This window comes from Bradyrhizobium sp. WSM1743 (genome assembly GCF_000473065.1).
In the GTDB taxonomy this organism is placed as follows: Bacteria; Pseudomonadota; Alphaproteobacteria; order Rhizobiales; family Xanthobacteraceae; genus Bradyrhizobium.
In genome coordinates, this window is record NZ_AXAZ01000048.1 from 1 (window position 1) to 23,590 (window position 23,590).

The window sequence follows — 23,590 nt, forward strand, 5'->3', positions numbered from 1 at the left end:
CGCTCACATAGTCATCGAGCGACGACGGAAACAGCGTGCTCTGCCCCCGATCCACCCCTTCAACAAAGCGCTTCATCAGATGCCCCGCAAAATCGCAGGAAATCTTATCGCCCGAATCACAGCAAACAGAGCCTTTTCACACGGCCTGGGTCATAAGCGGCGGTCGAAATGAGCGCGGCGGCGCGTCCGGTTTACACCGGATAGCGGCCAACAGCGGGCATGCTAAATTTCTTCGACTCGTATCCCTGGGGGAAACGCGCCTTCGGCGTATCACCCCTCGGTCGCGACTAACGCCACCCGCCCCGCAAGCTCCTCACTCCGCCAGCACCGCACCGCGTGCCCATCCGCCCGCGTCTCCAGCACCGGCCCCGGCTCGCTCCGGCACATCGCCTCCGCATATCGACACCGCGGGCTGAAGGCGCAGCCGTTCGGCGGGTTGAGCGGATTGGGAAGGTCCCCGCCTGTCGTTGCCAGCGGGGCATGGCGCAGGGGATCGGGGATGGCGGCGATCAGGGCTTGCGTGTAGGGGTGCGCTGGGTGCTCAAAAATCTCGCGCCAGTGGCCGTTCTCGACGATGCGGCCGAGATACATCACGGCGACGCGGTCGCTCATGTGCTCGACGACGCCGAGGTCGTGGCTGATCATGATGTAGGACAGGCCGAGCGTGTCCTTCAATTCCAAGAGCAGATTGATGATCTGGGCGCGGATCGAGACATCGAGGGCCGAGACCGGTTCGTCGCAGATGACGATCTTTGGATTGAGGATCAGGGCGCGGGCAATACCGATGCGCTGGCGCTGGCCGCCTGAGAACTCATGCGGGTAGCGGTCGGCCTGCTCGGGGCGCAAGCCCACATGCCGCAGCATGGTCGCGACGCGGTCCTCGATCTCGCTCTTCGCGGTCACGCCGTGCACGCGCAGGGGATCTTCGAGCGTGCGGCGAACCGTCTGGCGCGGATTGAGCGAGGCATAGGGATCCTGGAACACCATCTGCACGATGCGGGCCAGCGCTTTGCGATCACCGGATTGCCCGCCGGTCACGACCTGCCCGTCCAGCATGATGCGGCCGCGCGTCGGCGTCAGCAAACCGAGGATCGACAATGCGACCGTCGACTTGCCGGACCCGGACTCGCCGACCAGACCGAGGCATTCGCCACGCTTCAATTTGAGATCGACACCGTCAACCGCGCGCAGCAGCCGCCGGCCGCGGCCCAGCAGGCCACCTCCCAGCGGGAAATGAACCGCGAGATCCTCGATGGTGAGAATGAGATCGTCGTCCCGCCGGGCTTCACCCAGCATGTTCTGCGGCTCATGCATGGTGGTGACACCGGACGAAACCGCCCGCCTCCAGCCCATCCGTCTGCGGCGCGGTGGTTCGGCAAATATCCGTCGCCTGCGCGCAACGCGGATTGAACCGGCAGCCATCAGGGAAATTCGTGATCGCCGGAACGACGCCTGCGATCTCCTTAAGCCTGCTGCGGCCGAGCGCAGCGCGGCTGCCCAGCCGCGGCAGGGAATCGACGAGGCCCTGCGTATAGGGGTGCGAGGGCGCGCGGAAGATATCGGCCGAGCCGCGCTCCTCGACGATGCGGCCGGCATACATCACGGCCACGCGGCGGCAGACATTGGCGACGAGGCCGAGATCGTGGCTGATCATCAGGATCGCCGTTCCGCGCTCAGCGCAGAGATTACGCATCAGCTCGATGATCTCCGCCTGCACGGTGACGTCGAGCGCGGTGGTCGGCTCGTCGGCGATCAGCAGGTCCGGACCGCAGGCGAGTGCGATGGCGATCATCACGCGCTGGCGCATGCCGCCGGACAGCTGATGCGGGTAATCCTTCACGCGCCGCTCTGGGGCGGGGACGCGGACGCTCGCGAGCGCCTCGACCGCCAGCTGGTTGGCTTCCCGCCAGCTCTTGCCCTTGTGCAGCACGAACATCTCGGCGATCTGCCGTCCCACCGGCGAGACCGGATTCAGCGCCGTCATCGGCTCCTGGAAGATCATGGCGATGCGGTTGCCGCGCAGCTCCCGCTGCCTGGCGGCTGAGAGGTTCTGGATCTGCCGCCCCTCGAACCGGATGACGCCACCGCCGATTGACAAGGGCGACCCCAACAGGCCGATCAAGGCAAGCGCCGTGATGCTCTTGCCGCAGCCGGATTCGCCGACAAGGCCGAACGTCTCGCCCCGATCGATGCGGAACGAGACGCCTTCGGCCGCCGGAACCCGCCTCGATCCGTCATCGAGATCGATGCGGAGATCTTCGACCTCGATCAGCGGCGAGCCCGTCATGTGCGCCGGCTCCGCGATTGGGGATCAAGGATGTCGCGCAGGCCGTCGCCGAGCAGGTTGAGACCGAGCACCGTCAGGAAGATGGCAAGGCCGGGAAACATCGAGAGCCACGGCGCCGTCGTGATCTGGTCGCGGGCCTCCGACAACATGCTGCCCCAACTCGGAAAAGGCGGGCGGACGCCGAGGCCGAGGAACGACAATGCGGCTTCGGACAAGACCGCGCTGCCCATGCCGAGCGTGCCGATGACGACGATCGGCCCGAGCATGTTCGGCAAGAGCTGCGTGATCATGATGCGCAAATCGCCGTAGCCGAGCACGGTTGCGGCCTGCACATAGCCCTGGCTCCGCAGCGACAACGCCGATGCGCGCGCGAGCCTGCACGTGAAGGACCAGTTGGTCAGCCCGAGCGCGATCAGCAGGCTCGTCAGACCGGGACCGAGCACCGCCATGATGGCGAGCGCAAAGATCAGCGAGGGGATCGCGAGCATGAGATTGGTCAGGGCATTGACGAAATCGTCCCACCAGCCGCCAAAATAGCCGGCGCTCAGGCCTAGCGCCACGCCGATGACGCTGTTGATGAGCTGGGAGACGATGCCGACGGTCAGGGACACGCGTGCGCCGTAGAGGACGCGGGAATAGATGTCGCGGCCCTGCCCGTCGGTGCCGAACCACCAGGTCCAGCTCGGGGGCTCCTCCGCATTCATCAGATTGGCGTCCATGACAGGATCCGTGTGCGCCAGCCAGGGCGCGAGCAGGCCCACCAGGATCGCGAGCGCGAACAACGACCCGCCGATGACGAGATTGGCGCGGAGCTTCATGCGTATCTAATCCTGGGATCGATCACGCCGTAGAGTACGTCGATCAATAGATTGATCGCGAGAAAGAACAGCACCACCACGAGAATGGAGCCCTGGACGGCGGGAATGTCGCGCTGCAAGACGCTGTCCACGAGGAGCGAGCCGATCCCCGGCCAGGAGAACAGTTTCTCGACCACGACCGCCTGCCCCATCAGCGCGCCGAATTGCAGGCCCATGGTGGTGAGAATGAGGACGAGCGCGTTGCGCATCACGTGCCACTTCACGACCCTGGTCTCGCTCATGCCCTTCGAGCGTGCCGTGCGGACGAAGTCGGCGGTCATGATCTCGAGGACCGCGGCGCGCGTCGTCCGGGCCAGCAGCGCCATCGGCGAGACGCCGAGCGTCACGGCCGGCAGGATCAGATATTTGAGGCCACCATCGCCATAGCCGAAACTCGGCAACCAGCCGAGCCTCAGGGCGAACAGGTACATCAACAGCAGCCCGAGCCAGAACTTGGCCAATGACAGGCCCGACACCGCCAGGACCATCGAGGCGGTGTCGACGAGGCTGCCCGGCCGCAAGGCAGCGACGAAGCCGAGCGGCACGCCGAGCAGAATCGCAAACGCCATGGATGCGAAAATCAGCTGCAGCGTCGGCCATACCCGCTTGGCGATCATGGTCGTCACCGGCTCGCGGGTCCGGAACGAGGCCCCCAGATCACCGGTCGCAAGCCTCGCGACATAGGCGCCGAAGCGCATGTAGACGGGTTGATCGAGGCCGAGCTGCTTCTTCATGCGCAGCTCGACCTGCGGATCGCTGTCGTCGCTCATGGTCGAGACGATGCTGCCGGGAACGACGCTGAACAGCACGAACACCAGCAGCACGACGGCGAGCACGGTCGGAACGGTTTGCAGGAGGCGACGGATCAGGAACGAGAGCATCGGCACTTTTCCTCGCTCCCGCCATCGTCGGTCACGATGGAGGGAGCGCGCGTGTCACTTCGCGGGCGAGGTCTCGTCGACCCAGAGGTCTTCGACGTTCTGATGGGTCAGCTCCGTCGCGTTGAGCTGAACTCCCTTGAGCCAAGGCTGCACCGCCATGACCGCCTTGTTGTAGTTGAAGAACCAGACCGGCGCCTCGTCATAGAGCAGCGCATTGGCCTTCTGCAGCAACTGGCCGCGCTTGGCCACGTCGTCGGCCTGTCCGGCCTCATCCATCAACTTGTCGAAGTCGGCATTCTTGAAATTCATGTAGTTGCAGGCCGATTGCGGCGTCGCCGAGTGGAAGCATTTCAGCGCGGCCTGGGGATCCGGGCCGGTCTGCTGGGAATAGATGAAGGCCTGATAGTCGCCGCTGCGAACCACCTCCGCCAGCACTGCGGTCTCGACCTGCTTGACCTTGGCCTTGATGCCGACCTTGTCCAGCATCGGGATGACGGCCGACACGATCGGCAGGCCCCAGCTCTCATTCTGGCTGGTGGTCCATTCGAACTCGAAGCCGCCAGGATAGCCCGCTTCGGTCAGCAGCTGCTTGGCCTTGGCGGGGTCATAAGCGTAGGGCTTCATGGTCTTGTCGTAGAGCGGCGAGGTCAGCGGCAGCCAGCTGGTGGCGCGATAGGCCTTGCCCTTGACCAGTTTGTTGATGATCAAATCGGTATCGATCGCGTAGTTGATCGCCTGCCGGACGCGCTTGTCGGCGAACGGCTTGAACGAGGTATTCATCCCCATGTAGCGCGTGAAGACCTCGGCGACCTCAACGATGGTGCCCTTGAGGGCGGCGTCGGACTGGTAGGCGACATACTGCGCGGGTCCCAGCACCGAGGTATCGATCTCCTTGTTGCGGAAGGCGACATCGCGCGCAGCGGCCTCGCCCATCACCGACACGATGACCTTGTCGGCATAGGGCTTGCCGGGCTTGTAGAACCGGTCCCATCGCTCCAGGACGATGCGCGATCCCGGCACGTGCTCGACGAATTTGAACGGCCCGAGACCGATCGGCTTCTGGATAAAGCTCTCCTTGGCGGCCTCGTCGGCCGGGTAGATCGAGGTCAGCGCGGTGAAGAAGTAGAAGCCGGGATCGACCTTCTCGGTCAGCTTCATCTCGATGGTGAAGTCGTCGATCTTCTTCAGGCCGGAGATCTCCTTGGCCTGGCCCTTCTCGACCGCGGACGCGCCCTCGATCACGCGGACATAGCGCGCGCCGGGGTAGGCCTTGGTGCCGTCCATGATGCGGTTGTAGGACCAGATCACGTCGTCGGCGGTCATCTTGCGGCCATTGTGGAAATAGGCGTCATCGCGCAGCTTGAAGGTGTGCACGAGACCTCCGCCCGAGACCACATCATCCTTGGCGAGTTCCAGGACCGGCTTTCCTTCCGCGGAATTCCAGATGTAGAGCGACCGGTGCAAGGCCTTGGCGTAGATCTCATCCTGGGCACGTTGCGTGGTGTGAATGTCGAGACTTGTGAAGCTCGAGCCATAGGGCGCCGTCATCCGGATGGTTCCGCCCTTGCGCGGCGTCTGGGCCTCCGCCGTGGCGGCGAGCGCCAGTCCGAGCCCCGCGACGATCGCGATTGTCCTGAACATCATGTGTTCCCCCAACAACGCAGGTGTAGTCCGATAAGAGATTTGATCATTCGTCGCCTGTCGAAAGCAAGCTTCGTTTTAATGGCAACCGATGCCAGTTCCTGAGGCAGTCCTTCGACCGGGGGGGCATTGACGCGGTGCATCATCGAGCGACCAAGGTTCAGTGAACATTTTTCCTGATCAACGAGACCACGCTCAGGAACATTATTTGCGCCGCGAGCGCGGCTCCCTCCACCATCATTGCGAGCGCAGCGAAGCAAATCCAGACTGGCTCCGCGGCAAGATTCTGGATTACTTCGCTGCGCTCGCAATGACGGGGTGTAGTGGCACGCTCCTTGCCACAAGGTTCTGTCAGCTCGTTAGCTCCGGCTGCCAGTCCCGCAATTTCCGGGCAGCGCCGGTGACGTCGGCGATCGCCGGAAACGCCGCTGTCTCCACCATCATCGCGCGCGCCAGCCGCACGGCACGGGCTTCGCTGACCGCCCGCTGCTTCGGGTGCTCGATCAGTTCGAAATCGATGTTGTGGGCGAGGCCGAAGATGCGGCGGATGGTTTTTGCGGCGGCGAAGCCGACGGTATCGGCAAACAGCCGCTGCATGTAGCTTTGCCGCTCGGCCTCCAGCCGCCTGGCGCCGTTCTCGCCGCCGAAGAGTGAGACTGGATAGGCGTCGCCAGCCGCGCCCGCCCGCCAGAGGTCGAGGAATTTGCGGGCGAACTCGGTCCAGACCTGCTCGACGGTCTCCAGCACCCAGGCCTCGAATGCCGCCCGTTCACCCGGCGCGCGCGCGTGGCCGGCGGAGGCGAAATAGGCCATCAGGAGATTGGCCAGCACGGCGCCGACATCGAACCCCATCGGGCCGTAGAACGCGAATTCGGGATCGATCACCCGCGTCTCGTTCTCCGTCACCATGATCGAGCCGGTGTGGAGATCGCCATGGATCAGCGCCTCGGGGCTTGCCATGAACTTCAGCTTCAGCCTTGAGATGGCGACGTGCAGATCCATATCGTCGCGCAAGCTCGCAGCCAGCCCGTCGAGATACGGCGCGGTCCAGCGGTTCTGCTCGGCGATGCGGTAGGGATCGGTGAAGATCAAATCCTCTGTGATCTTGCACAGTGCGTGGTTGCCGGCAAAGGCGGCGATGGCCTCCTTCTTCTCGGCCGCGGAGCGCGCGAGGTCGGAGGTGAAGAACAGCGTCCGCGCCATGAACGTGGTGATATCGTCCACGAAACGCAGATAGCGCGTTGCCGCGACCAGGCCCTTGCGCATGATGATGTGAGGTTCGAGCAGCTCCATCACCGTCAGTGCCAAGGTCTCGTTGTGATGCAGCAGAGCCGGCACCAGGCCCGGGGCGAGTTGGGCCTGCCGGGACAGGGCGAGATATTCGTAGTGGGCCCGCGACAACGGCAGCGGCCAGCTTTCGCCGACGAGACGGACATAGGGCAGAGCCTGCTTCACGGCGATGCCGCCGCCGTCGCCATTGACGATGAAGACGAGATTGAGATTGCCGTCGCCGACTTCGGTGATCGCCCAGGAGGCGGGCTCGCCGCCAAGGATCGCCTTGAGCTCCGGCAGACCCGCGAGATAATCCCGCAAGGCCGCCTCATGCAGAATCCGGTAGTCCCCCTGCCCCTGCGCCATGACGATGCCACCCAATCTGTATGGGCCGGATCGTTACTCCCGCTCCAGGAAGCTCGAGCCGATCCCGGCCTTTCTTTTGATCGGATCGTAATCACAATAGACGCCGTCCGCCACCAGCGTGTAGCTGGCGCTGACGGTGTATTTGTCTGGCTTGACCGAGTTCAGGCCGATCACGGAGGTGCTCTTGCCCCCGTTCCATTTGAATGGCGTCGAGCTCCTGGCCTGCTCGCAGGCCAGCACAGCCTCGTTGAAGACATAGCCCTCGACGAACGCCTTCAGGGTGCGCACCTGCACGGCCATCTTCCACTCGACATAGCCGATGGCACCCAGACCGGCGACGATCAGCACCAGAAGCGCAATGACGATACGCTGAAAAGTCATTCGTTCCCCCCAAACTTTGATTCAATATACAAACTATCTCCGGCGTCATTGCGAGCGGAGCGAAGCAATCCAGAATCGTTCCGCGGTGGGATACTGGATTGCTTCGCTCGCTCGCAATGACGAGCTTGGTCGAGAGCCTTAGCCTATCGCCTTTCGGCGCGATCGACTCGATCTCCTAGAACGGCATTCCCATCAATTTCGACAGGCGCTCGATCGAGAGATGGCCGGCATGATAGGCCGCTAGGCCGAGGCCGTAGATCACCGCCGAGATGATCGTGGTCCAGATCAGCTTGCGGCCCATCCGCGTCAGGATCGGCGCGCCGGGGTCGGTGCCGGGGGCGCCGACGCCGTCCTCGTGCTGGCTGCGCACGCCGAACGGCAGCGTCAGGAACAGCGCGACCCACCAGATGATGAAGTAGATCGCGATCGCGGTCGATATCTGGATGGCCATGGGACGGCCTTACGCCTGCTCGATCTCGACCAACGCGCCGGAAAAGTCCTTCGGGTGCAGGAACAGCACCGGCTTGCCGTGGGCGCCGACCTTCGGCACGCCGTCGCCGAGCACCCGCGCGCCCTCCTTCACCAGCGTGTCGCGCGAGGCGATGATGTCGACGACCTCGTAGCAGACGTGGTGGATGCCTCCGTCGGCATTGCGCTCGAGGAATTTTGCGATCGGGGAGGATTCACCAAGCGGCTCGATGAACTCGATCTTGGTGTTGGGCAGCGTCGCGAACACGGTGGTGACACCATGCTCGGGCAGCGGCACGGCCTCCGAAATCTGAGCACCGAATGCCGCGCCGTAGATCTTCGCGGCCTTGACCGCATCCTTGGTCGCGATCGCGACATGGTTGAGGCGACCCAGCATCTTCAATTCCTCCCAAGCCTAGATACGGCGCTCACCGTTAAGCCGATCCGCCTGTTCGAACAACCTCTCAACGCGCCTGATCTCAGATTCAAAGAAGGGCCGCCGTTCCGGTCCGTTCTCGTGGCGGTCGATCTGACGGTTCTCACACCCAAGCGCGCCGGAGGCAAGCCTCAGCGCGTCTCCCTCGAAGGCGGTGGAGTGTTCGGTCGGCGGCATGGAATACAGCGCAAAGGAATACAGTTCCTTGCCGCTCGGAACCGACATGATCTCGACCATCCTCTGGTCCCGATCGAGCGCGACCAGGTGACTTTCCATGAAGCGGAATCCGTGGCGATGCTGAACGTCCGCTAGGTTCAGAACCCGAAATCCATTCTGCTTCAGGAAGGCCTCGGATTGTCGCTCCACTTCCGCGCGCGGCTGCCGCTCGCACACAAAGAGAAAAGTCATATCCGCGTGGAGAGCGAACATTGCTTGCGCGGCAATCGCCGGCTCCAGAGCCCAATTGAACAGGACGAGCAGGCCAACCATCAGTCTTGACGAGAAACTCCCGTACCCTGTGGCAAGCACCGACGTTCTCCCTCAAACTGTCAGCACATGTACCAGACAGGGGGGCTTTTTGCCCCAATGTTCGTTGATCACGGCCCGGACCGCGCGTCGCACCGACTCGGCCAGGGCGTCCGGATCGCGGCGGCGCGCCCTCGGCAGCCCCTCGATCGTGGACATCACGGCGTCGAAAACCAGGTCGTCGAAGGTCTCGCCGGCCCTGTTCTTCTCTGGGATTCCGACGAGATCGACCTCGGGCTCGTCGGCGAGCTCGCCCTGCGCGGTCATGGCGATGGCGACGAAGGCGCAGCCGGAGAAGGCCATGCGGCGGCGCTCGATCACAGCACGGGACTTGGAATCCTCCAGGATCGTGCCGTCCTTGTAGAGACGGCCCGACGGCACCTCGCCGACGATGCCGGGATCGCCGGGGCCGAGCTTGACGAGGTCGCCGTTGCGGCAGACCAGCACGCGCGGGACGCCGGCGGCGCGCGCGAGCTTGGCGTGCTCGTGCAGATGCAGGGCCTCGCCGTGGACGGGGATCAGGAGCTGCGGCTTCACCCAGGAAATCAAATCGCGCAGCTCGTCGCGGCGAGGGTGGCCGGAGACGTGGACCAGAGCGTCGCGGTCGGTGATGATTTCGACGCCCTGGAGCACCAGATTGTTGATGATCGAGCCGACCGCCTTCTCGTTGCCGGGAATGGTGCGCGAGGAGAAGATGACGCTGTCGCCGCGATTCAGCGTGATTTCAGGATGGTCGTCATTGGCGATGCGCGCCAGCGCGGCGCGCGGCTCGCCCTGGCTGCCGGTGCACAGGGCAAGTACCTTGTCCTGCGGCAGGTGACCGTAGACATCGGGCGAGCGGAAGTTCTGCACGCCCTCGAGATAGCCAGTCTCGCGCGCGACCTGCACCACGCGCTCCATGGCGCGGCCGACCACGACGACCTCGCGGTCCGCGGCCCTGGCGGCGTCGGCGACGGCTTTGACGCGGGCGACGTTGGAGGCAAAGGTCGTGACCGCGACGCGACCCTTGGCTGATTTCACGAGGTCGATGATGGTTTTGGCGACCTCGGCCTCCGACGGCGAGCGGCCGTCGCGCACGGCGTTGGTGGAATCGCCGATCAAGGCGAGCACGCCCTGCTCGCCCAGTTCGCGCAGCCGCTTCTCGTCGGTCGGAGCCCCCAATGTCGGGGTCGGGTCGATCTTCCAGTCGCCGGTGTGCAGCACGATGCCGGCTTCGGTGTGGATCGCCAGCGCGTGCGCTTCCGGAATCGAGTGCGCGACGGGGATGAACTCGACGTTGAACGGGCCGATATCGACGCGGCCGCCCGAGGGGACGACGGTGACCGGGATCTCGGGTACATTGCGCTCGGCGGCGCATTTAGCCTCGAACAGTGCGGCGCTGAACTTGGTGGCGTAGATCGGGCATTTCAGCTTGGGCCAGAGGTCGATGATGGCGCCGAAATGATCCTCATGGGCGTGGGTCAGCACGAGGCCCATCAGGTTCTTGCGCTCCTTCTCCAGGAAGCTGATGTCGGGCATGATCAGGTCGATGCCGGGCAGATGCTCCTCGTCGCCGAAGGAGACGCCGAGATCGACCGCCAGCCAGGCGCGTTGGTGACGGTTGCCGAGGCCATAGATCGACAGGTTCATGCCGATCTCGCCGACGCCACCGAGCGGCGCAAACACCAGTTCGTCGGGCCTTGCCATCACGCAGCTCCCACGGAGGCGACGGGGCCGAAGAACACCTCGCCCGCGGCCACCGGCACAAGGCGGCCCTCGGCGGTGCGGACGATCAGGCAGCCGGTGTCGTCGATCGTGTCGAAAATGCCTTCCAGCGTCATGGTTCCCGTGTGGATCGCCAACTTCTCGCCGAGGCCGGCGGCGCGCTCCAGCCAGAGCTTGCGGATCTCGGCAAAGCCGCGGCCATTGTCCCAGATGCCACGGAACTCGACCCAGGCATCGGACAGGGCCGAGAACAGTTCGTCCGCGCTGATCTGGACACCGAGGGCGGCGAGCGACACGGCGGGCGTCGGCGTGCCCTCGGGCGCCGCCACGACGTTGGTGCCGATGCCGACGACGACGGCGAGCCGGTCGCCGACGACCTCCGCCTCGAGGCCGATCCCAACCAGCTTCTTGCCATTGGCGAGGACGTCATTCGGCCATTTCAGGGCGTATCGGGTACGGTCGGGACCGAGCCGCAGCGCGGCCTCAACGCTGACCTTCTCCAGCGCGGCTTCTTCCGCCAGCCCTGCCGCAAACCCGATGGTGGCGGCAACCGCAGGCGCGATGTCGAGGATCTCGAGGACGCTGGCGGCGAGATTGCCCTTTGGCGCAATCCAGGCACGCTGGCGGCGGCCGCGGCCGGCGGTCTGCTCCGACGTCACGAACCACATCGGGCCGCGCTCGCCGGCGCGGGCGTGCTCGATCGCCTCGGTATTGGTCGAGCCGGTCCGTTCGAACGCGGCGAGCTTGTAGCCCGCCGAGAGTGCGCGAGGACCGAGCGCGAAGCCCATCCTAGAACAGCGACTTTGCCGCGGCGGAGGCGACGCTCACCACGGGACCTGCGAACAGCGCAAACAGGATGTTGAACACGCCCGCGACCGCCAGCACCGTCCGCACCTCGATGCGCACCGGATCGACCTGGCCGGCCGGCTCGTCGAAGTACATCGTCTTGACGATGGCGAGGTAGTAATAGGCACCCACCACGCTGGTCAGCACGCCGATGACGGCAAGCGTGAACAGGTTCGCCTTGATGGCGGCGACGAAGACGTACCATTTGGCGAAGAAGCCGGCGAGCGGCGGAATGCCAGCGAGCGAGAACAGCAGCATCGCGAACATGAACGCGAGCAGCGGATTGGTGCGCGACAGACCGGCGAAATCGCTGATCTGCTCCACGGCCTGGCCGTTGCGCTTCATGGCGAGGATGATCGAGAACGAGCCGAGCGTCATCGCGACATAGATCACGATGTACATGAGCACGCCCTGCGCGCCCTCGACCGTGCCCGAGGCCAGGCCGACCAGCGCGAAGCCCATGTGACCGATCGAGGAATAGGCCATCAGGCGCTTTATGTTGCTCTGGCCGATCGCGGCGAAGGAGCCGAGCGCCATCGAGGCGATCGACACGAACACCAGGATCTGCTGCCACTGCGAGACGATGCCGGGGAATGCCGTCAGCGTGACGCGGGTGAACACGGCGAGCGCGGCTACCTTCGGCGCCGAGGCGAAGAAGGCGGTGACCGGGGTCGGCGCGCCTTCATACACGTCCGGCGTCCACATGTGGAACGGCACCGCCGAGACCTTGAAGCAGAGGCCGACGAGCAGGAAAACGAGGCCAAAGATCAGGCCGATGTTGGAGACCGTCGCGGCCCCGGCGATGCCGGTGAAGCTGACGGTACCGGTGAAGCCATAGACCAGCGAGGCGCCGTAGAGCAGCATGCCCGAGGACAGCGCACCGAGCACGAAATACTTCAGGCCGGCTTCGGTCGATTTGGCGTTGTCGCGGTTCGAGGCTGCCACGACGTAGAGCGCCAGCGACATCAATTCGAGGCCGAGATAGAGCGAGATCAGGTCACCGGCCGAGATCAGCACCATCATGCCGAGCGTCGAAAGCAGCACCAGGATCGCGTATTCGAAGATGCGGCGCGACGGGTCGGAGAGGAACTCGGTCGACAGGATCAGCGTCACCGCCGAGCCGATCAGGGCCAGGATCTTCATGAAGCGGGCGAAGTCGTCGACGATGAAGCTGCCGCCGAAGGTCACCTGCTTGCCCGCGGGCTGGCCGTAGACGAGCGCGCCGACCACGATCAGCAACACCACTGCCAGCGAGGTGACCGTCCTGGTCGTCCCCTGCCCGCGATAGGCTCCCAGCATCAGAAGCGCCATGGCGCCGACCGCGAGCACGAGCTCGGGCAGCACCGGCGCCAGTTGATAACCTGCAGTCGAAAAGCTCATGGCGATATCCTGACCTGCCCGATCACTGGAGCAGTGCGGCGGCCTTCACGGCCGTCACGGCGGTATTGTAATTGTTGACGAGTTGCTGGACCGAGGCGGCCGACATGTCGAGCACCGGCTTCGGATAGACGCCGAACAGGATCGTCAGCGCGATCATCGGGAACAGCGTCAGGCACTCCCGGAAGGTGAGATCCTTCATGCTCATCAGCGACGGCTTGACCAGGGCCCCAAAGACGACCTTGCGATAGAGCCACAGCGCGTAAGCAGCCGACAGGATCACGCCAAAAGTGGCGAAGAACGCGGTCGGGAGCGAGACCTTGAAGGTGCCGAGCAGCGTCATGAACTCGCCGACGAAGCCGCTCGTGCCGGGCAGGCCGACATTGGCCATGGTGAAGACCATGAAGGTCATCGCGTAGAGCGGCATCCGGTTGACGAGGCCGCCATAGGCCGCAATCTCGCGGGTGTGCAGGCGGTCGTAGACGATGCCGACGCACAGGAACAGCGCGCCGGAGACGATGCCGTGCGAGATCATCTGGAACATACCGCCGGCGACGCCCTGCATGGTGCCGGCGAAGATGCCCATGGTGACAAAGCCCATATGCGCCACCGACGAGTAGGCGATCAGCTTCTTCATGTCCTCCTGCATCAGGGCCACCAGCGAGGTGTAGATGATGGCGATGACCGAGAGCGTGAAGATCAGCGGCGCGAAGTCGTGCGAGGCCAGCGGGAACATCGGCAGCGAGAAGCGCAGGAAGCCGTAGCCGCCCATCTTCAGGAGGATCGCGGCGAGGACCACGGAGCCCGCGGTCGGCGCCTCGACATGCGCGTCGGGCAGCCAGGTGTGGACCGGCCACATCGGCATCTTCACCGCAAAGGAGGCGAAGAAGGCAAGCCACGCCCAGGTCTGCAAGGACCGCGGCACGGCGGTGTGCATCAGGGTCGGGATGTCGGTGGTGCCGCCGTTCCAGTACAGCGCCATGATGGCGAGCAGCATCAAGACCGAGCCGAGCAGCGTGTAGAGGAAGAACTTGAATGACGCGTAGACCCGGCGCGGACCGCCCCAGACGCCGATGATCAGGAACATCGGGATCAGGCCGCCCTCGAAGAACAGGTAGAACAGCACGAGATCGAGCGCCGAGAAGGTGCCGACCATCAGCGTTTCCAGGATCAGGAACGCCATCATGTATTCGCGGACGCGGCTCGTGATCGCCTTCCAGCTCGCGATGATGCAGAACGGCATCACGGCGGTGGTGAGGATCACGAGCGGCAGCGAGATGCCGTCGACGCCCATGTGGTAGGTGATGCCGGTGGCGAGCCAGCTCGCCTTCTCGACGAACTGGAAGTCGGGGTTTGCGGGATCGAAGCGCAGAACCAGGATCACCGACACCGCGAAGGTGATCAGCGTGGTCCAGAGCGCGATCCAGCGCGAATTGCGCCGGGCCGCCTCGTCATCGCCGCGGCTGAGATAGACGATCAGCGCACCGACCAGCGGCAGGAACGTCGTGACCGAAAGAATGGGCCAGGTTGTCATTTACTGGCCTCCAAAGCCGAACATGAACCAGGTGATCAGGCCGGCCGCGCCGATCAGCATGGCGAATGCATAATGATAGAGATAGCCGGTCTGGATCTTCACGACGTTGCGGGTGACGTCGAGCACGCGGGCCGAGACGCCGTCAGGTCCGAGGCCGTCGATGATGAAGCCGTCGCCCTTCTTCCAGAGCTGGTAGCCGATCCACTTCGCCGGACGGACGAAGATAATGTCGTAGAGCTCGTCGAAGTACCATTTGTTGAGCAGGAACTGGTACAGCCCCGGCTGCTCCTTGGCGAGTTGGACCGGGATGTAGGGCCGCTGGATATAGAACAGGTACGAGATCAGGAAGCCCACCACCATCATCACCGTCGGCAGGAAGGCGATGGTCTCGGGGATGTGGTGCATCTCCTCGATGATGTGCGGGTTCATCTTCACGGACTCGCGGAAGAACTCCTCGATGCCGTGACCGGCGAACAGCTCCTTGAACGGGAGCCCTGCGATGAACGAGCCGACCGCGAGCACGCCGATCGGGATCAGCATCCAGATCGGAGCCTCATGCGCGGCCTCGTAGTGATGCTCGTCATGCGGCTCGCCGTGGAAGGTCTTGAAGATCAGGCGCCAGGAGTAGAACGAGGTCAGGCCGGCGGCGACGACCGTCATCAGGAAGCCGTACATCGCGAACGGATTGTGCGCGGCGTAGGCGGACTCGATGATCGCGTCCTTGGAGAAATAGCCGGCGGTGAGCGGGAAGCCGGTCAGCGCCAAGGTGCCGACCACCATCACCGCATAGGTGTAGGGGATCTTCTTCCAGAGGCCGCCCATGTTGCGGATGTCCTGCTCGTGGTGCATCGCGTAGATCACCGAGCCGGAGCCCAAGAACAGCAGCGCCTTGAAGAAGGCGTGCGTGAACAGGTGGAACATGCCGACCGAATAGGCCCCTGCTCCCATCGCGACGAACATGTAGCCGAGTTGCGAACAGGTCGAGTAGGCAACGATGCGCTTGATGTCGTTCTGGACGAGACCGATCGTCGCCGCGAAGAACGCGGTGGTCGCGCCGAAGAACATGACGACGGCCTGCGCATTCGGGGCGAGCTCGAACAGCGGCGACAGGCGCGCCACCATGAACACGCCGGCGGTGACCATGGTCGCGGCATGGATCAGCGCCGACACCGGGGTCGGGCCTTCCATCGCGTCCGGCAACCAAGTGTGCAGCAGGAACTGCGCCGACTTGCCCATCGCGCCCATGAACAAGAGGAGACAGGTCAGGGTCAGCGCGTCGGCATGCCAGCCGAGGAAGTTGATGGTCTTGCCGGTGAGACCGGGTGCGGCATGGAAGATGGTCTCCAAATCGGTCGAGCCGGCCAGCATGAAGATCGCGAAGATGCCGAGCGCGAAGCCGAAATCGCCGACGCGGTTGACCACGAAGGCCTTGATGGCGGCGGCGTTCGCCGAGGGCCTCTGGTACCAGAAGCCGATCAGCAGATAGCTGGCGAGACCCACCCCTTCCCAGCCGAAGAACAGCTGCACGAGGTTGTCGGCCGTCACCAGCATCAGCATGGCGAAGGTGAACAGCGAGAGATAACCGAAGAAACGCGGCCGGTTCGGGTCCTCATCCATGTAGCCGATGGAATAGAGGTGCACGAGCGAGGACACGGTCGTGACCACCACCAGCATCACGGCGGTGAGCGTGTCGACCCGCAGCGTCCACCAGACCTGGAGGTCGCCCGAGAAGATCCAGGGCAGCAGCTGGATGCGGGCGTCATGGTGCATGAAGCCGACATCGACCAGGGTCATCCAGGACAGTGCGGCCGAGACGAACAGCAGCCCCGTGGTGATCAGCTCGGCGCCCCGCGACCCAGCCGCCGGCGGCTCGTGGTCGTGATGGCCCGGCTCGTCATGGGTCTCGTGAATAACGCTCCCCTCCTCCTTGATGGAGGCAGCGGAGACATGACCGTTATTCGCACCATTACCGTGCGCCTCGTGGTGATGCTCGACGGTGTCGCCTGAGGGGTTGCGCCCATGCGCCCCGACCAGCGAGATCAGGCCGGCAAGAATTGCGCCCAGCAGAGGCAGAAAGACGATTGCCTGAACCATAGCCGGGTTAACCCTTCATCAGATTGACGTCCTCAACCGCGATCGAGCCGCGGTTGCGGAAATAGACCACCAGGATGGCGAGACCGATTGCGGCTTCGGCGGCCGCAACCGTCAGCACCAGCAGCGCGAAGACCTGGCCGACGATGTCGCCGAGGAAGGTCGAGAACGCCACGAGGTTGATGTTGACCGAGAGCAGGATCAGCTCGATCGACATCAGGATGACGATGATGTTCTTGCGGTTCAGGAAGATACCGAGGATGCCGAGCGTGAACAGGATCGCGCCGACCGCCAGATAATGTCCGAGCCCGATCGTCATTTCACCCACTCCGCAGCATCGGCGTCCGAGAGCCCCTGCCCCGACGCGACCTTGCGCATCGCCATCGCCATGTCGGGCGTGCGTGCGTTCTGAACGTTGATGTCCTGCCGCTTGACCTTCGCCTTATGCCGCAGCGTCAGCACGATCGCACCGATCATCGCAACCAGCAGCACCATGCCGGCGAGCTGGAAGTAGTGGATGTACTTCGTATAGAGCACGAGACCGAGCGCCTCGGTGTTCGAGACATTCGTGGGGATTGCCGCCGTGATCGTCTTGGAGACACCGGGGTTGATGACCCAGAAGCCGACGGTGAGCAGCAGCTCGAACAGGAAGATGCCGCCGATCACGAGGCCCACCGGCAGGTACTCGATGAAACCCTCGCGCAGCTCGAGGAAGTCGACGTCGAGCATCATGATCACGAACAGGAACAGCACCGCGACCGCGCCGACATACACGACGATCAGCATCATGCCGAGGAACTCGGCACCCATCAGCACGAACAGGCCGGAGGCGTTGACGAAGGCCAGGATCAGGTACAGCACGGAGTGCACGGGATTGCGCGAGACAATCACCATCACGGCCGAGGCGACGCAGACGCCGGCAAAGAGATAGAAGAACAACGCGGGAAGGATCATCGGACATTCCCCGTCATTCCGGGGCGCGGGCAAAGCCCGCGAACACGGAATCTGGAGGTTGTGGCGCGAGATCCCGGGTTCGCGCTTCGCGCGCCCCGGAATGACGAGAGGTTGGCGGGAAGCATCATGCCCTCACCTCACCGGTACGGCGCGTCGAGCTCGATCGCTTTCGCGATCTCGCGTTCCCAGCGGTCGCCGTTGGCGAGCAGCTTGGCCTTGTCATAATAGAGCTCCTCGCGGGTCTCGGTCGCGAACTCGAAGTTCGGGCCTTCGACGATGGCATCGACCGGACAGGCCTCCTGGCAGAGGCCGCAATAGATGCACTTCACCATATCGATGTCGTAGCGCACGGTGCGGCGGGTGCCGTCGTTGCGGCGCGGGCCGGCCTCGATGGTGATGGCCTGCGCCGGGCAGATCGCCTCGCACAGCTTACAGGCGATGCAGCGCTCTTCGCCGTTCGGATAGCGGCGCAGCGCGTGCTCGCCGCGGAACCGCGGCGAGATCGGGTTCTTCTCGAACGGATAGTTGATGGTCGGCTTCGGCTGGAAGAAGTAGCGCATGGCGAGGAAGAACGCCGAGACGAATTCCGACAGCAGAAGCGAGCGTGCAGTGGCGTTGATGTTGATACCCATGACGGCCCTCACTTCGGCGCGATGCCGGCGAAATGCAGCACGCCAGCCACCACGACCACCATCACCAGCGACAGCGGCAGGAACACCTTCCAGCCGAGGCGCATCAGTTGGTCGTAGCGGTAGCGCGGCACGATCGCCTTCGCCATCGCGAACAGGAAGAACATGAAGAACAGCTTCAGCGAGAACCAGATGATCCCCGGCACCCAGTTGAAGGGCGGCAGATCGACCGGCGGCAGCCAGCCTCCGAGGAACAGGATCGTCGCCAACGCGCACATCGTGACGATCGCGACATACTCGCCGAGCATGAACAGGAGGTATGGAGTCGAGCCGTATTCGACCATGAAGCCGGCGACGAGCTCGGATTCGGCTTCCACGAGATCGAACGGCGGACGGTTGGTTTCCGCCAGTGCCGAGACGTAGAACACCACGAACATCGGGAACAGCGGCCAGACGTACCAGTTCAGGATCGTCAGCTGCGGCAGCCCGATCAGGCTGGCAAGACCGCGCGCATGCTGGGCCTCGACCACGGCCGTGAGGTTCAGCGTGCCGGCGCAGAGCAGCACCGTGATGATGACGAAGCCGATCGAGACTTCGTACGACACCATCTGCGCCGCCGAGCGCAGCGCGGCCAGGAACGGATACTTCGAGTTCGACGACCAGCCGGCCATGATGATGCCGTAGATCGACAGCGACGAGATCGCGAAGATGAAGAGGACGCCGACGTTGATGTCGGAGATCACCCAGCCGAGATTGGTCGGGATCACCGCCCAGGCTGCGAGCGCGAGCACGCACGACACCAGCGGCGCCAGCAGGAAAACGCCCTTGTTTGCGCCCGCCGGGATGATCGGCTCCTTGAGCACGAACTTCAAGAGATCCGCGAAGGACTGCAGCAGGCCCCACGGGCCGACCACGTTCGGGCCGCGGCGGATCTGCACCGCCGCCCAGATCTTGCGGTCGGCGAGCAGGATATAGGCGATCGCGACCAGGAGGACGACGAGCACCAAGACGCTCTGCGCGACCATGATGATCAGCGGCCAGAGGAAGCCGGTCCAGAATGCGCTTTCGAAGAATTCCATCAGATCACGCTCACTCCGCTGCGGTCAGCATGTGCCCGGAGGCGAGGCGCGAACATTCCGCCATCACGGCGGACGCACGCGCGATTGGGTTGGTCAGGTAGAAGTCCTCGACCAGAGGCTTGAACGGCACCTTTTCCGGCGAGCCGCCCTTGCCTGCAAGCTTCTTGATCTGGTCGGCGGAGCCGGCCTCGATCTGGCCGAGACGGATCAGATGCGGCACGGCCTTGAACATCGCCTGGCGCAGCGCCGAAAGCGAGTCGTAACCGAGCTTCTTGCCGAGCGCTTCCGACAACGCGCGGATGATCGCCCAGTCCTCGCGGGCTTCGCCCGGCGGGAACGCGGCGCGGCCGGTCATCTGCACGCGGCCTTCGGTGTTGATGTAGATCGCGGACTTCTCGGTGTAGGCCGCTGCCGGCAGGATCACGTCGGCGCGATGTGCGCCGCGGTCGCCGTGGGTGCCGATATAGACGACGAAGGTGCCGTCCGGCGCCTTGATCTCGTCGGCCCCGAGCAGGAACAGCAAGTCCAGCGTGCCGAAGGTCGTCATCTGCGCGGCGTTCAGCCCACCCGCCGCGGCGGAGAAGCCGATATCGAGCGCACCGACGCGCGAGGCAGTCTCGTGCAGCACGCCGAAGCCGTTCCAGCCGTCCTTGACCGCTCCGACATCGAGCGCGAGCTTGGCGCTAGCGGCGAGAATGGCGGCTCCGTCGTGACGGGCCGCCGCACCCGCACCGACCAGGATGATCGGGTGCTTGGCGTTCTTCAGCACGTCCATGAAGGAGTGCTTGCCGGCCGCGAGCTCACTGAGCGTCTCGGTGCCCGCGCCGAGGTGATCGTAATCATAAGTCAGGTCGGCCTTGGCGCCGATCACGCCGACCTTGAAGCCGCCGGCACGCCAGCGCTTGCGAATGCGGGCGTTGAACACGGCCGCCTCTTTGCGCGGATTGGCGCCGATGATGAGCAGCGCATCGGCCTGCTCCACGCCTGCCAGCGTCGGATTGAAGATGTAGGAGCCGCGGCCGAGGGCGGGATCGAAGGCGTCGCCGCCCTGCACCGCCAGATTGGTCGAGCCGTATTTGGCCAAGAGATCCTTCAGCGCGAACATCTCCTCGACGCCGGCGATGTCGCCGGCGATCGCGCCGATGCGCTTGCCGTCGGTGCGGGCCGCCTTGGCGGCGATGGCGGCGAAGGCCTCGGGCCAGCTCGCGGCACGCAGCTTGCCGGCTTCGCGGATATAGGGCCGGTCGAGGCGCTGGGTGCGCAGGCCGTCGACGACGTGACGGGTCTTGTCGGAGATCCACTCCTCGTTCACGGCCTCGTTGATGCGCGGCAGGATCCGCATCACCTCACGGCCGCGGGTATCCACGCGGATCGCCGATCCCAGGCCGTCCATGACGTCGATCGACTGGGTCTTGCCGAGCTCCCAAGGGCGCGCGGCGAAGGCATAGGGCTTCGAGGTCAACGCGCCGACCGGGCAGATGTCGACGAGATTGCCTTGCAGTTCCGAGGTCAGCGCGTGCTCGAGATAGGTCGTGATCTCCATGTCCTCGCCGCGGCCGGTCGCCCCCATCTCGGGCGCGCCTGCGACTTCCGCCGAGAAGCGGACACAGCGCGTGCACTGGATGCAGCGGTTCATCGAGGTCTTGACCAGCGCGCCGAGATATTTGTCCTCGACCGCACGCTTGTTCTCGGCGAAGCGGCTGGTGTCGACACCATAGCCCATCGCCTGGTCCTGCAGGTCGCACTCGCCGCCCTGGTCGCAGATCGGGCAGTCCAGCGGATGGTTGATCAGAAGGAATTCCATCACGCCTTCGCGCGCCTTCTTCACCATCGGCGAACGGGTGGAGATCTCCGGTGGCTCGCCCTTGGGACCCGGACGGCAATCGCGCACGCCCCAGGCGCAGCTCGCGACCGGCTTCGGGCCGCCCTTCACCTCGACGAGGCACATCCGGCAATTGCCGGCGATCGACAGCCGCTCGTGGTAGCAGAAGCGCGGAATCTCGGCGCCGGCCGCCTCGCACGCCTGAAGCAGCGTGTACTCGGCGGGGACATCGATCTCTTTGCCGTCGATGATGAGCTTGGTCATGTCTCTTACTCCGCCGCGACCATGTTCACGGGGTCGCGGACGCCGATATCGTCGACATCGGCCTTATGCGAATACTGGTCGATGCGCGCTTCGATCTCGTGACGGAAGTGCGCGATCAGCCCCTGGATCGGCCAGGCCGCCGCATCGCCAAGCGCGCAGATGGTGTGGCCTTCGACCTGTTTTGTCACTTCGAGCAGCATGTCGATTTCGCGCTTATGGGCCCGGCCTTCGGCCATGCGGGTGAGCACGCGCCACATCCAGCCCGTGCCCTCGCGGCACGGCGTGCACTGGCCGCAGCTCTCGTGCTTGTAGAAGTAGGAGATGCGGGCGATGGCGCGGATCAGATCGGTCGACTTGTCCATCACGATCACGGCCGCGGTGCCGAGGCCCGAGCGCAGCTTGCTCAAGCTATCGAAATCCATCGGCGTGTCGATGATCTGCTCGGCCGGCACCATGCGCACCGACGAGCCGCCGGGGATCACGGCCTTGAGGTTGTCCCAGCCACCGCGGATGCCGCCGCAATGCTTGTCGATCAGCTCACGGAACGGGATGCCCATGGCCTCTTCGACGTTGCAGGGCCGCTCGACATGGCCGGAGATGCAGAACAGCTTGGTGCCGACATTGTTCGGACGGCCGATGCCGGCGAACCACGCCGCGCCGCGACGCAGGATGTCGGGCGCAACCGCGATGGACTCGACGTTGTTGACGGTGGTCGGGCAGCCGAACAGGCCGACGTTCGCCGGGAACGGCGGCTTGAGACGCGGCTGGCCCTTCTTGCCCTCGAGGCTTTCCAGCAGCGCGGTTTCCTCGCCGCAGATGTAGGCGCCGGCGCCGTGGGCGACGTAGAGGTCGAACGGCCAGCCGTTGATGTTGTCCTTGCCAATGAGCTTGGCCTCGTAGGCCTGGTCGATCGCGGCCTGGAGGCGCTCACGCTCGCGGATGAATTCACCGCGCACGTAGATGTAACAGGCATGCGCGTTCATCGCGAAGCTGGCGAGCAGGCAGCCCTCGACGAGGAGATGCGGATCGTGCCGCATGATCTCGCGGTCCTTGCAGGTGCCGGGCTCGGATTCGTCGGCGTTGACGACGAGATAGCTCGGCCGGCCGTCGGTCGACTCCTTCGGCATGAAGGACCATTTCAGACCGGTCGGGAAGCCGGCGCCGCCACGGCCGCGCAGGCCCGACGCCTTCATCTCGTTGATGATCCAGTCGCGGCCCTTGTCGATGATATTCTTGGTGCCATCCCAGGCGCCGCGGCGCCGCGCGCCCTCGAGCCCCCAGTCGTGGAGGCCGTAGAGGTTCTTGAAGATGCGGTCCTTGTCCTCGAGCATATCAGTGCTTTCCGATCAACGATTGGACTGCTTGTAGGCAAGTCCGGCGGCGCAGACGGCGAAGGTCAGCGCCCAGAGCAGACTGGATTCCAGCGACGCGTTCAGGCTGAAGCGTTGCAGGAGAAAGATGAAGGCAGCCGCCACGGCGGCATGCATCGCGATGAAGCCCCATTTCTTCATGGCACCGCTCCCCTGCACTCCAGGCGACGCAAGATCACGCATCAGGTGATCTCCTTCAGCGTGGTCGGTCCGGTGATCGGCGCCGAGAACTGGCGGCCGTTCTGCGGACCGGGCTTGGGCGGATTGCCCGACGCAAAGCCGTCGAGCACCTTGCCGAAGCTCTCCTTGGTCAGGTCCTCATAGGTGTCCTTGCCGATCAGCACCATCGGCGCGTTCACGCAGGCGCCCAGGCACTCCACCTCTTCCCAGCTGAAATTGCCGTCCTTGGAGAGATGGAAGGGCTCGTGATGGATACGGTGCTCGCAGACGTGGATCAGATCCTCGGCGCCGCGCAGGCGACAGGGCGTGGTGCCGCAGACCTGGACGTGGGCTTTCTTGCCCACGGGGGCCAGCTGGAACATGGTGTAGAAGGTCGCGACCTCCAGCACGCGGATATAGGGCATGTCGAGCATGTCGGCGATGACGCGGATCGCGGCTTCCGAGACCCAGCCGTTATTCTGTTCCTGCGCGCGCCAGAGAATGGCGATGACGGCGGAAGCCTGACGTCCGGCCGGATATTTCGCGATCTGCTGCCTGGCGAACGCGAGGTTCTCCTCCGTGAACGCGAAGCTCGCGGGCTGGACTTCCTTCGGTGCTAATCGGCGGACGGACATAGCTTCAATCTC

Annotated in this window: 23 protein-coding genes; all 23 read right to left on the bottom strand. The window is 64.4% G+C overall.

What is annotated here, in order from left to right:
* Positions 1-270: 270 nt before the first annotated feature.
* Complete coding sequence (locus YU9_RS0125160; RefSeq protein WP_027575292.1) at positions 271-1,314, bottom strand: ABC transporter ATP-binding protein; 1,044 nt, start codon at positions 1,312-1,314, stop codon at positions 271-273.
* Entirely contained in the window at positions 1,307-2,287 is a 981-nt protein-coding gene (locus YU9_RS0125165; RefSeq protein ID WP_027575293.1) for an ABC transporter ATP-binding protein, read from the bottom strand. The genes YU9_RS0125160 and YU9_RS0125165 overlap by 8 nt, the downstream gene beginning before the upstream one ends.
* Positions 2,284-3,105: an ABC transporter permease gene (locus YU9_RS0125170; protein WP_027575294.1), complete on the bottom strand. Its 822-nt coding sequence runs from the start codon at positions 3,103-3,105 to the stop codon at positions 2,284-2,286. The genes YU9_RS0125165 and YU9_RS0125170 overlap by 4 nt, the downstream gene beginning before the upstream one ends.
* Positions 3,102-4,025, bottom strand: coding sequence for an ABC transporter permease (locus tag YU9_RS0125175; RefSeq protein WP_027575295.1), 924 nt, complete (start codon positions 4,023-4,025; stop codon positions 3,102-3,104). Before YU9_RS0125175 ends, YU9_RS0125170 begins: the two co-directional genes overlap by 4 nt.
* 54 nt (positions 4,026-4,079) lie before the next feature.
* On the bottom strand, positions 4,080-5,669 hold the full coding sequence (locus YU9_RS0125180; protein WP_027575296.1) for an ABC transporter substrate-binding protein: 1,590 nt from the start codon (positions 5,667-5,669) through the stop codon (positions 4,080-4,082).
* 348 nt (positions 5,670-6,017) lie between these two features.
* Entirely contained in the window at positions 6,018-7,304 is a 1,287-nt protein-coding gene (mtnK, locus tag YU9_RS0125190; protein ID WP_027575297.1) for an S-methyl-5-thioribose kinase, read from the bottom strand.
* Between the two features lie 33 nt (positions 7,305-7,337).
* A complete protein-coding gene (locus YU9_RS0125195; protein ID WP_027575298.1) occupies positions 7,338-7,685 on the bottom strand; it encodes a hypothetical protein in 348 nt (115 codons plus the stop codon).
* A gap of 175 nt (positions 7,686-7,860) precedes the next feature.
* On the bottom strand, positions 7,861-8,136 hold the full coding sequence (locus tag YU9_RS0125200; protein WP_027575299.1) for a DUF1467 family protein: 276 nt from the start codon (positions 8,134-8,136) through the stop codon (positions 7,861-7,863).
* 9 nt (positions 8,137-8,145) lie between these two features.
* Positions 8,146-8,550, bottom strand: a complete 405-nt coding sequence (gene mce, locus YU9_RS0125205; protein WP_027575300.1) for a methylmalonyl-CoA epimerase — start codon at positions 8,548-8,550, stop codon at positions 8,146-8,148.
* Positions 8,551-8,568: 18 nt separating this feature from the next.
* Complete coding sequence (locus YU9_RS0125210; protein WP_156952106.1) at positions 8,569-9,117, bottom strand: hypothetical protein; 549 nt, start codon at positions 9,115-9,117, stop codon at positions 8,569-8,571.
* A gap of 12 nt (positions 9,118-9,129) precedes the next feature.
* Positions 9,130-10,800, bottom strand: a complete 1,671-nt coding sequence (locus YU9_RS0125215; protein ID WP_027575302.1) for a ribonuclease J — start codon at positions 10,798-10,800, stop codon at positions 9,130-9,132.
* Positions 10,800-11,606 carry a biotin--[acetyl-CoA-carboxylase] ligase gene (locus YU9_RS0125220; RefSeq protein ID WP_027575303.1) on the bottom strand — a complete coding sequence of 269 codons (807 nt, stop codon included), beginning with the start codon at positions 11,604-11,606 and terminating at the stop codon, positions 10,800-10,802. The genes YU9_RS0125215 and YU9_RS0125220 overlap by 1 nt, the downstream gene beginning before the upstream one ends.
* Before the next feature lies 1 nt (position 11,607).
* Complete coding sequence (gene nuoN / locus YU9_RS0125225; RefSeq protein WP_027575304.1) at positions 11,608-13,044, bottom strand: NADH-quinone oxidoreductase subunit NuoN; 1,437 nt, start codon at positions 13,042-13,044, stop codon at positions 11,608-11,610.
* A 22-nt stretch (positions 13,045-13,066) separates the two neighbouring features.
* Positions 13,067-14,575, bottom strand: a complete 1,509-nt coding sequence (locus tag YU9_RS0125230) for an NADH-quinone oxidoreductase subunit M (protein WP_027575305.1) — start codon at positions 14,573-14,575, stop codon at positions 13,067-13,069.
* On the bottom strand, positions 14,576-16,669 hold the full coding sequence (gene nuoL / locus YU9_RS0125235) for an NADH-quinone oxidoreductase subunit L (protein WP_027575306.1): 2,094 nt from the start codon (positions 16,667-16,669) through the stop codon (positions 14,576-14,578). It abuts the gene before it with no gap.
* A 7-nt stretch (positions 16,670-16,676) separates the two neighbouring features.
* Positions 16,677-16,985, bottom strand: coding sequence for an NADH-quinone oxidoreductase subunit NuoK (gene nuoK, locus YU9_RS0125240; RefSeq protein WP_008547737.1), 309 nt, complete (start codon positions 16,983-16,985; stop codon positions 16,677-16,679).
* Positions 16,982-17,620 carry an NADH-quinone oxidoreductase subunit J gene (locus YU9_RS0125245; RefSeq protein ID WP_027575307.1) on the bottom strand — a complete coding sequence of 213 codons (639 nt, stop codon included), beginning with the start codon at positions 17,618-17,620 and terminating at the stop codon, positions 16,982-16,984. Before YU9_RS0125245 ends, nuoK begins: the two co-directional genes overlap by 4 nt.
* A gap of 137 nt (positions 17,621-17,757) precedes the next feature.
* On the bottom strand, positions 17,758-18,246 hold the full coding sequence (gene nuoI, locus YU9_RS0125250; RefSeq protein WP_027575308.1) for an NADH-quinone oxidoreductase subunit NuoI: 489 nt from the start codon (positions 18,244-18,246) through the stop codon (positions 17,758-17,760).
* A 14-nt stretch (positions 18,247-18,260) separates the two neighbouring features.
* A complete protein-coding gene (nuoH, locus tag YU9_RS0125255) occupies positions 18,261-19,328 on the bottom strand; it encodes an NADH-quinone oxidoreductase subunit NuoH (protein ID WP_100232716.1) in 1,068 nt (355 codons plus the stop codon).
* Positions 19,329-19,338: 10 nt separating this feature from the next.
* Positions 19,339-21,414, bottom strand: a complete 2,076-nt coding sequence (gene nuoG / locus YU9_RS0125260) for an NADH-quinone oxidoreductase subunit NuoG (RefSeq protein ID WP_027575310.1) — start codon at positions 21,412-21,414, stop codon at positions 19,339-19,341.
* Positions 21,415-21,419: 5 nt separating this feature from the next.
* Complete coding sequence (gene nuoF, locus YU9_RS0125265) at positions 21,420-22,745, bottom strand: NADH-quinone oxidoreductase subunit NuoF (RefSeq protein ID WP_027575311.1); 1,326 nt, start codon at positions 22,743-22,745, stop codon at positions 21,420-21,422.
* A gap of 15 nt (positions 22,746-22,760) precedes the next feature.
* Positions 22,761-22,967 carry a hypothetical protein gene (locus YU9_RS42435; RefSeq protein WP_027575312.1) on the bottom strand — a complete coding sequence of 69 codons (207 nt, stop codon included), beginning with the start codon at positions 22,965-22,967 and terminating at the stop codon, positions 22,761-22,763.
* Entirely contained in the window at positions 22,967-23,578 is a 612-nt protein-coding gene (nuoE, locus tag YU9_RS0125275; RefSeq protein WP_027575313.1) for an NADH-quinone oxidoreductase subunit NuoE, read from the bottom strand. The genes YU9_RS42435 and nuoE overlap by 1 nt, the downstream gene beginning before the upstream one ends.
* Positions 23,579-23,590 lie beyond the last annotated feature (12 nt).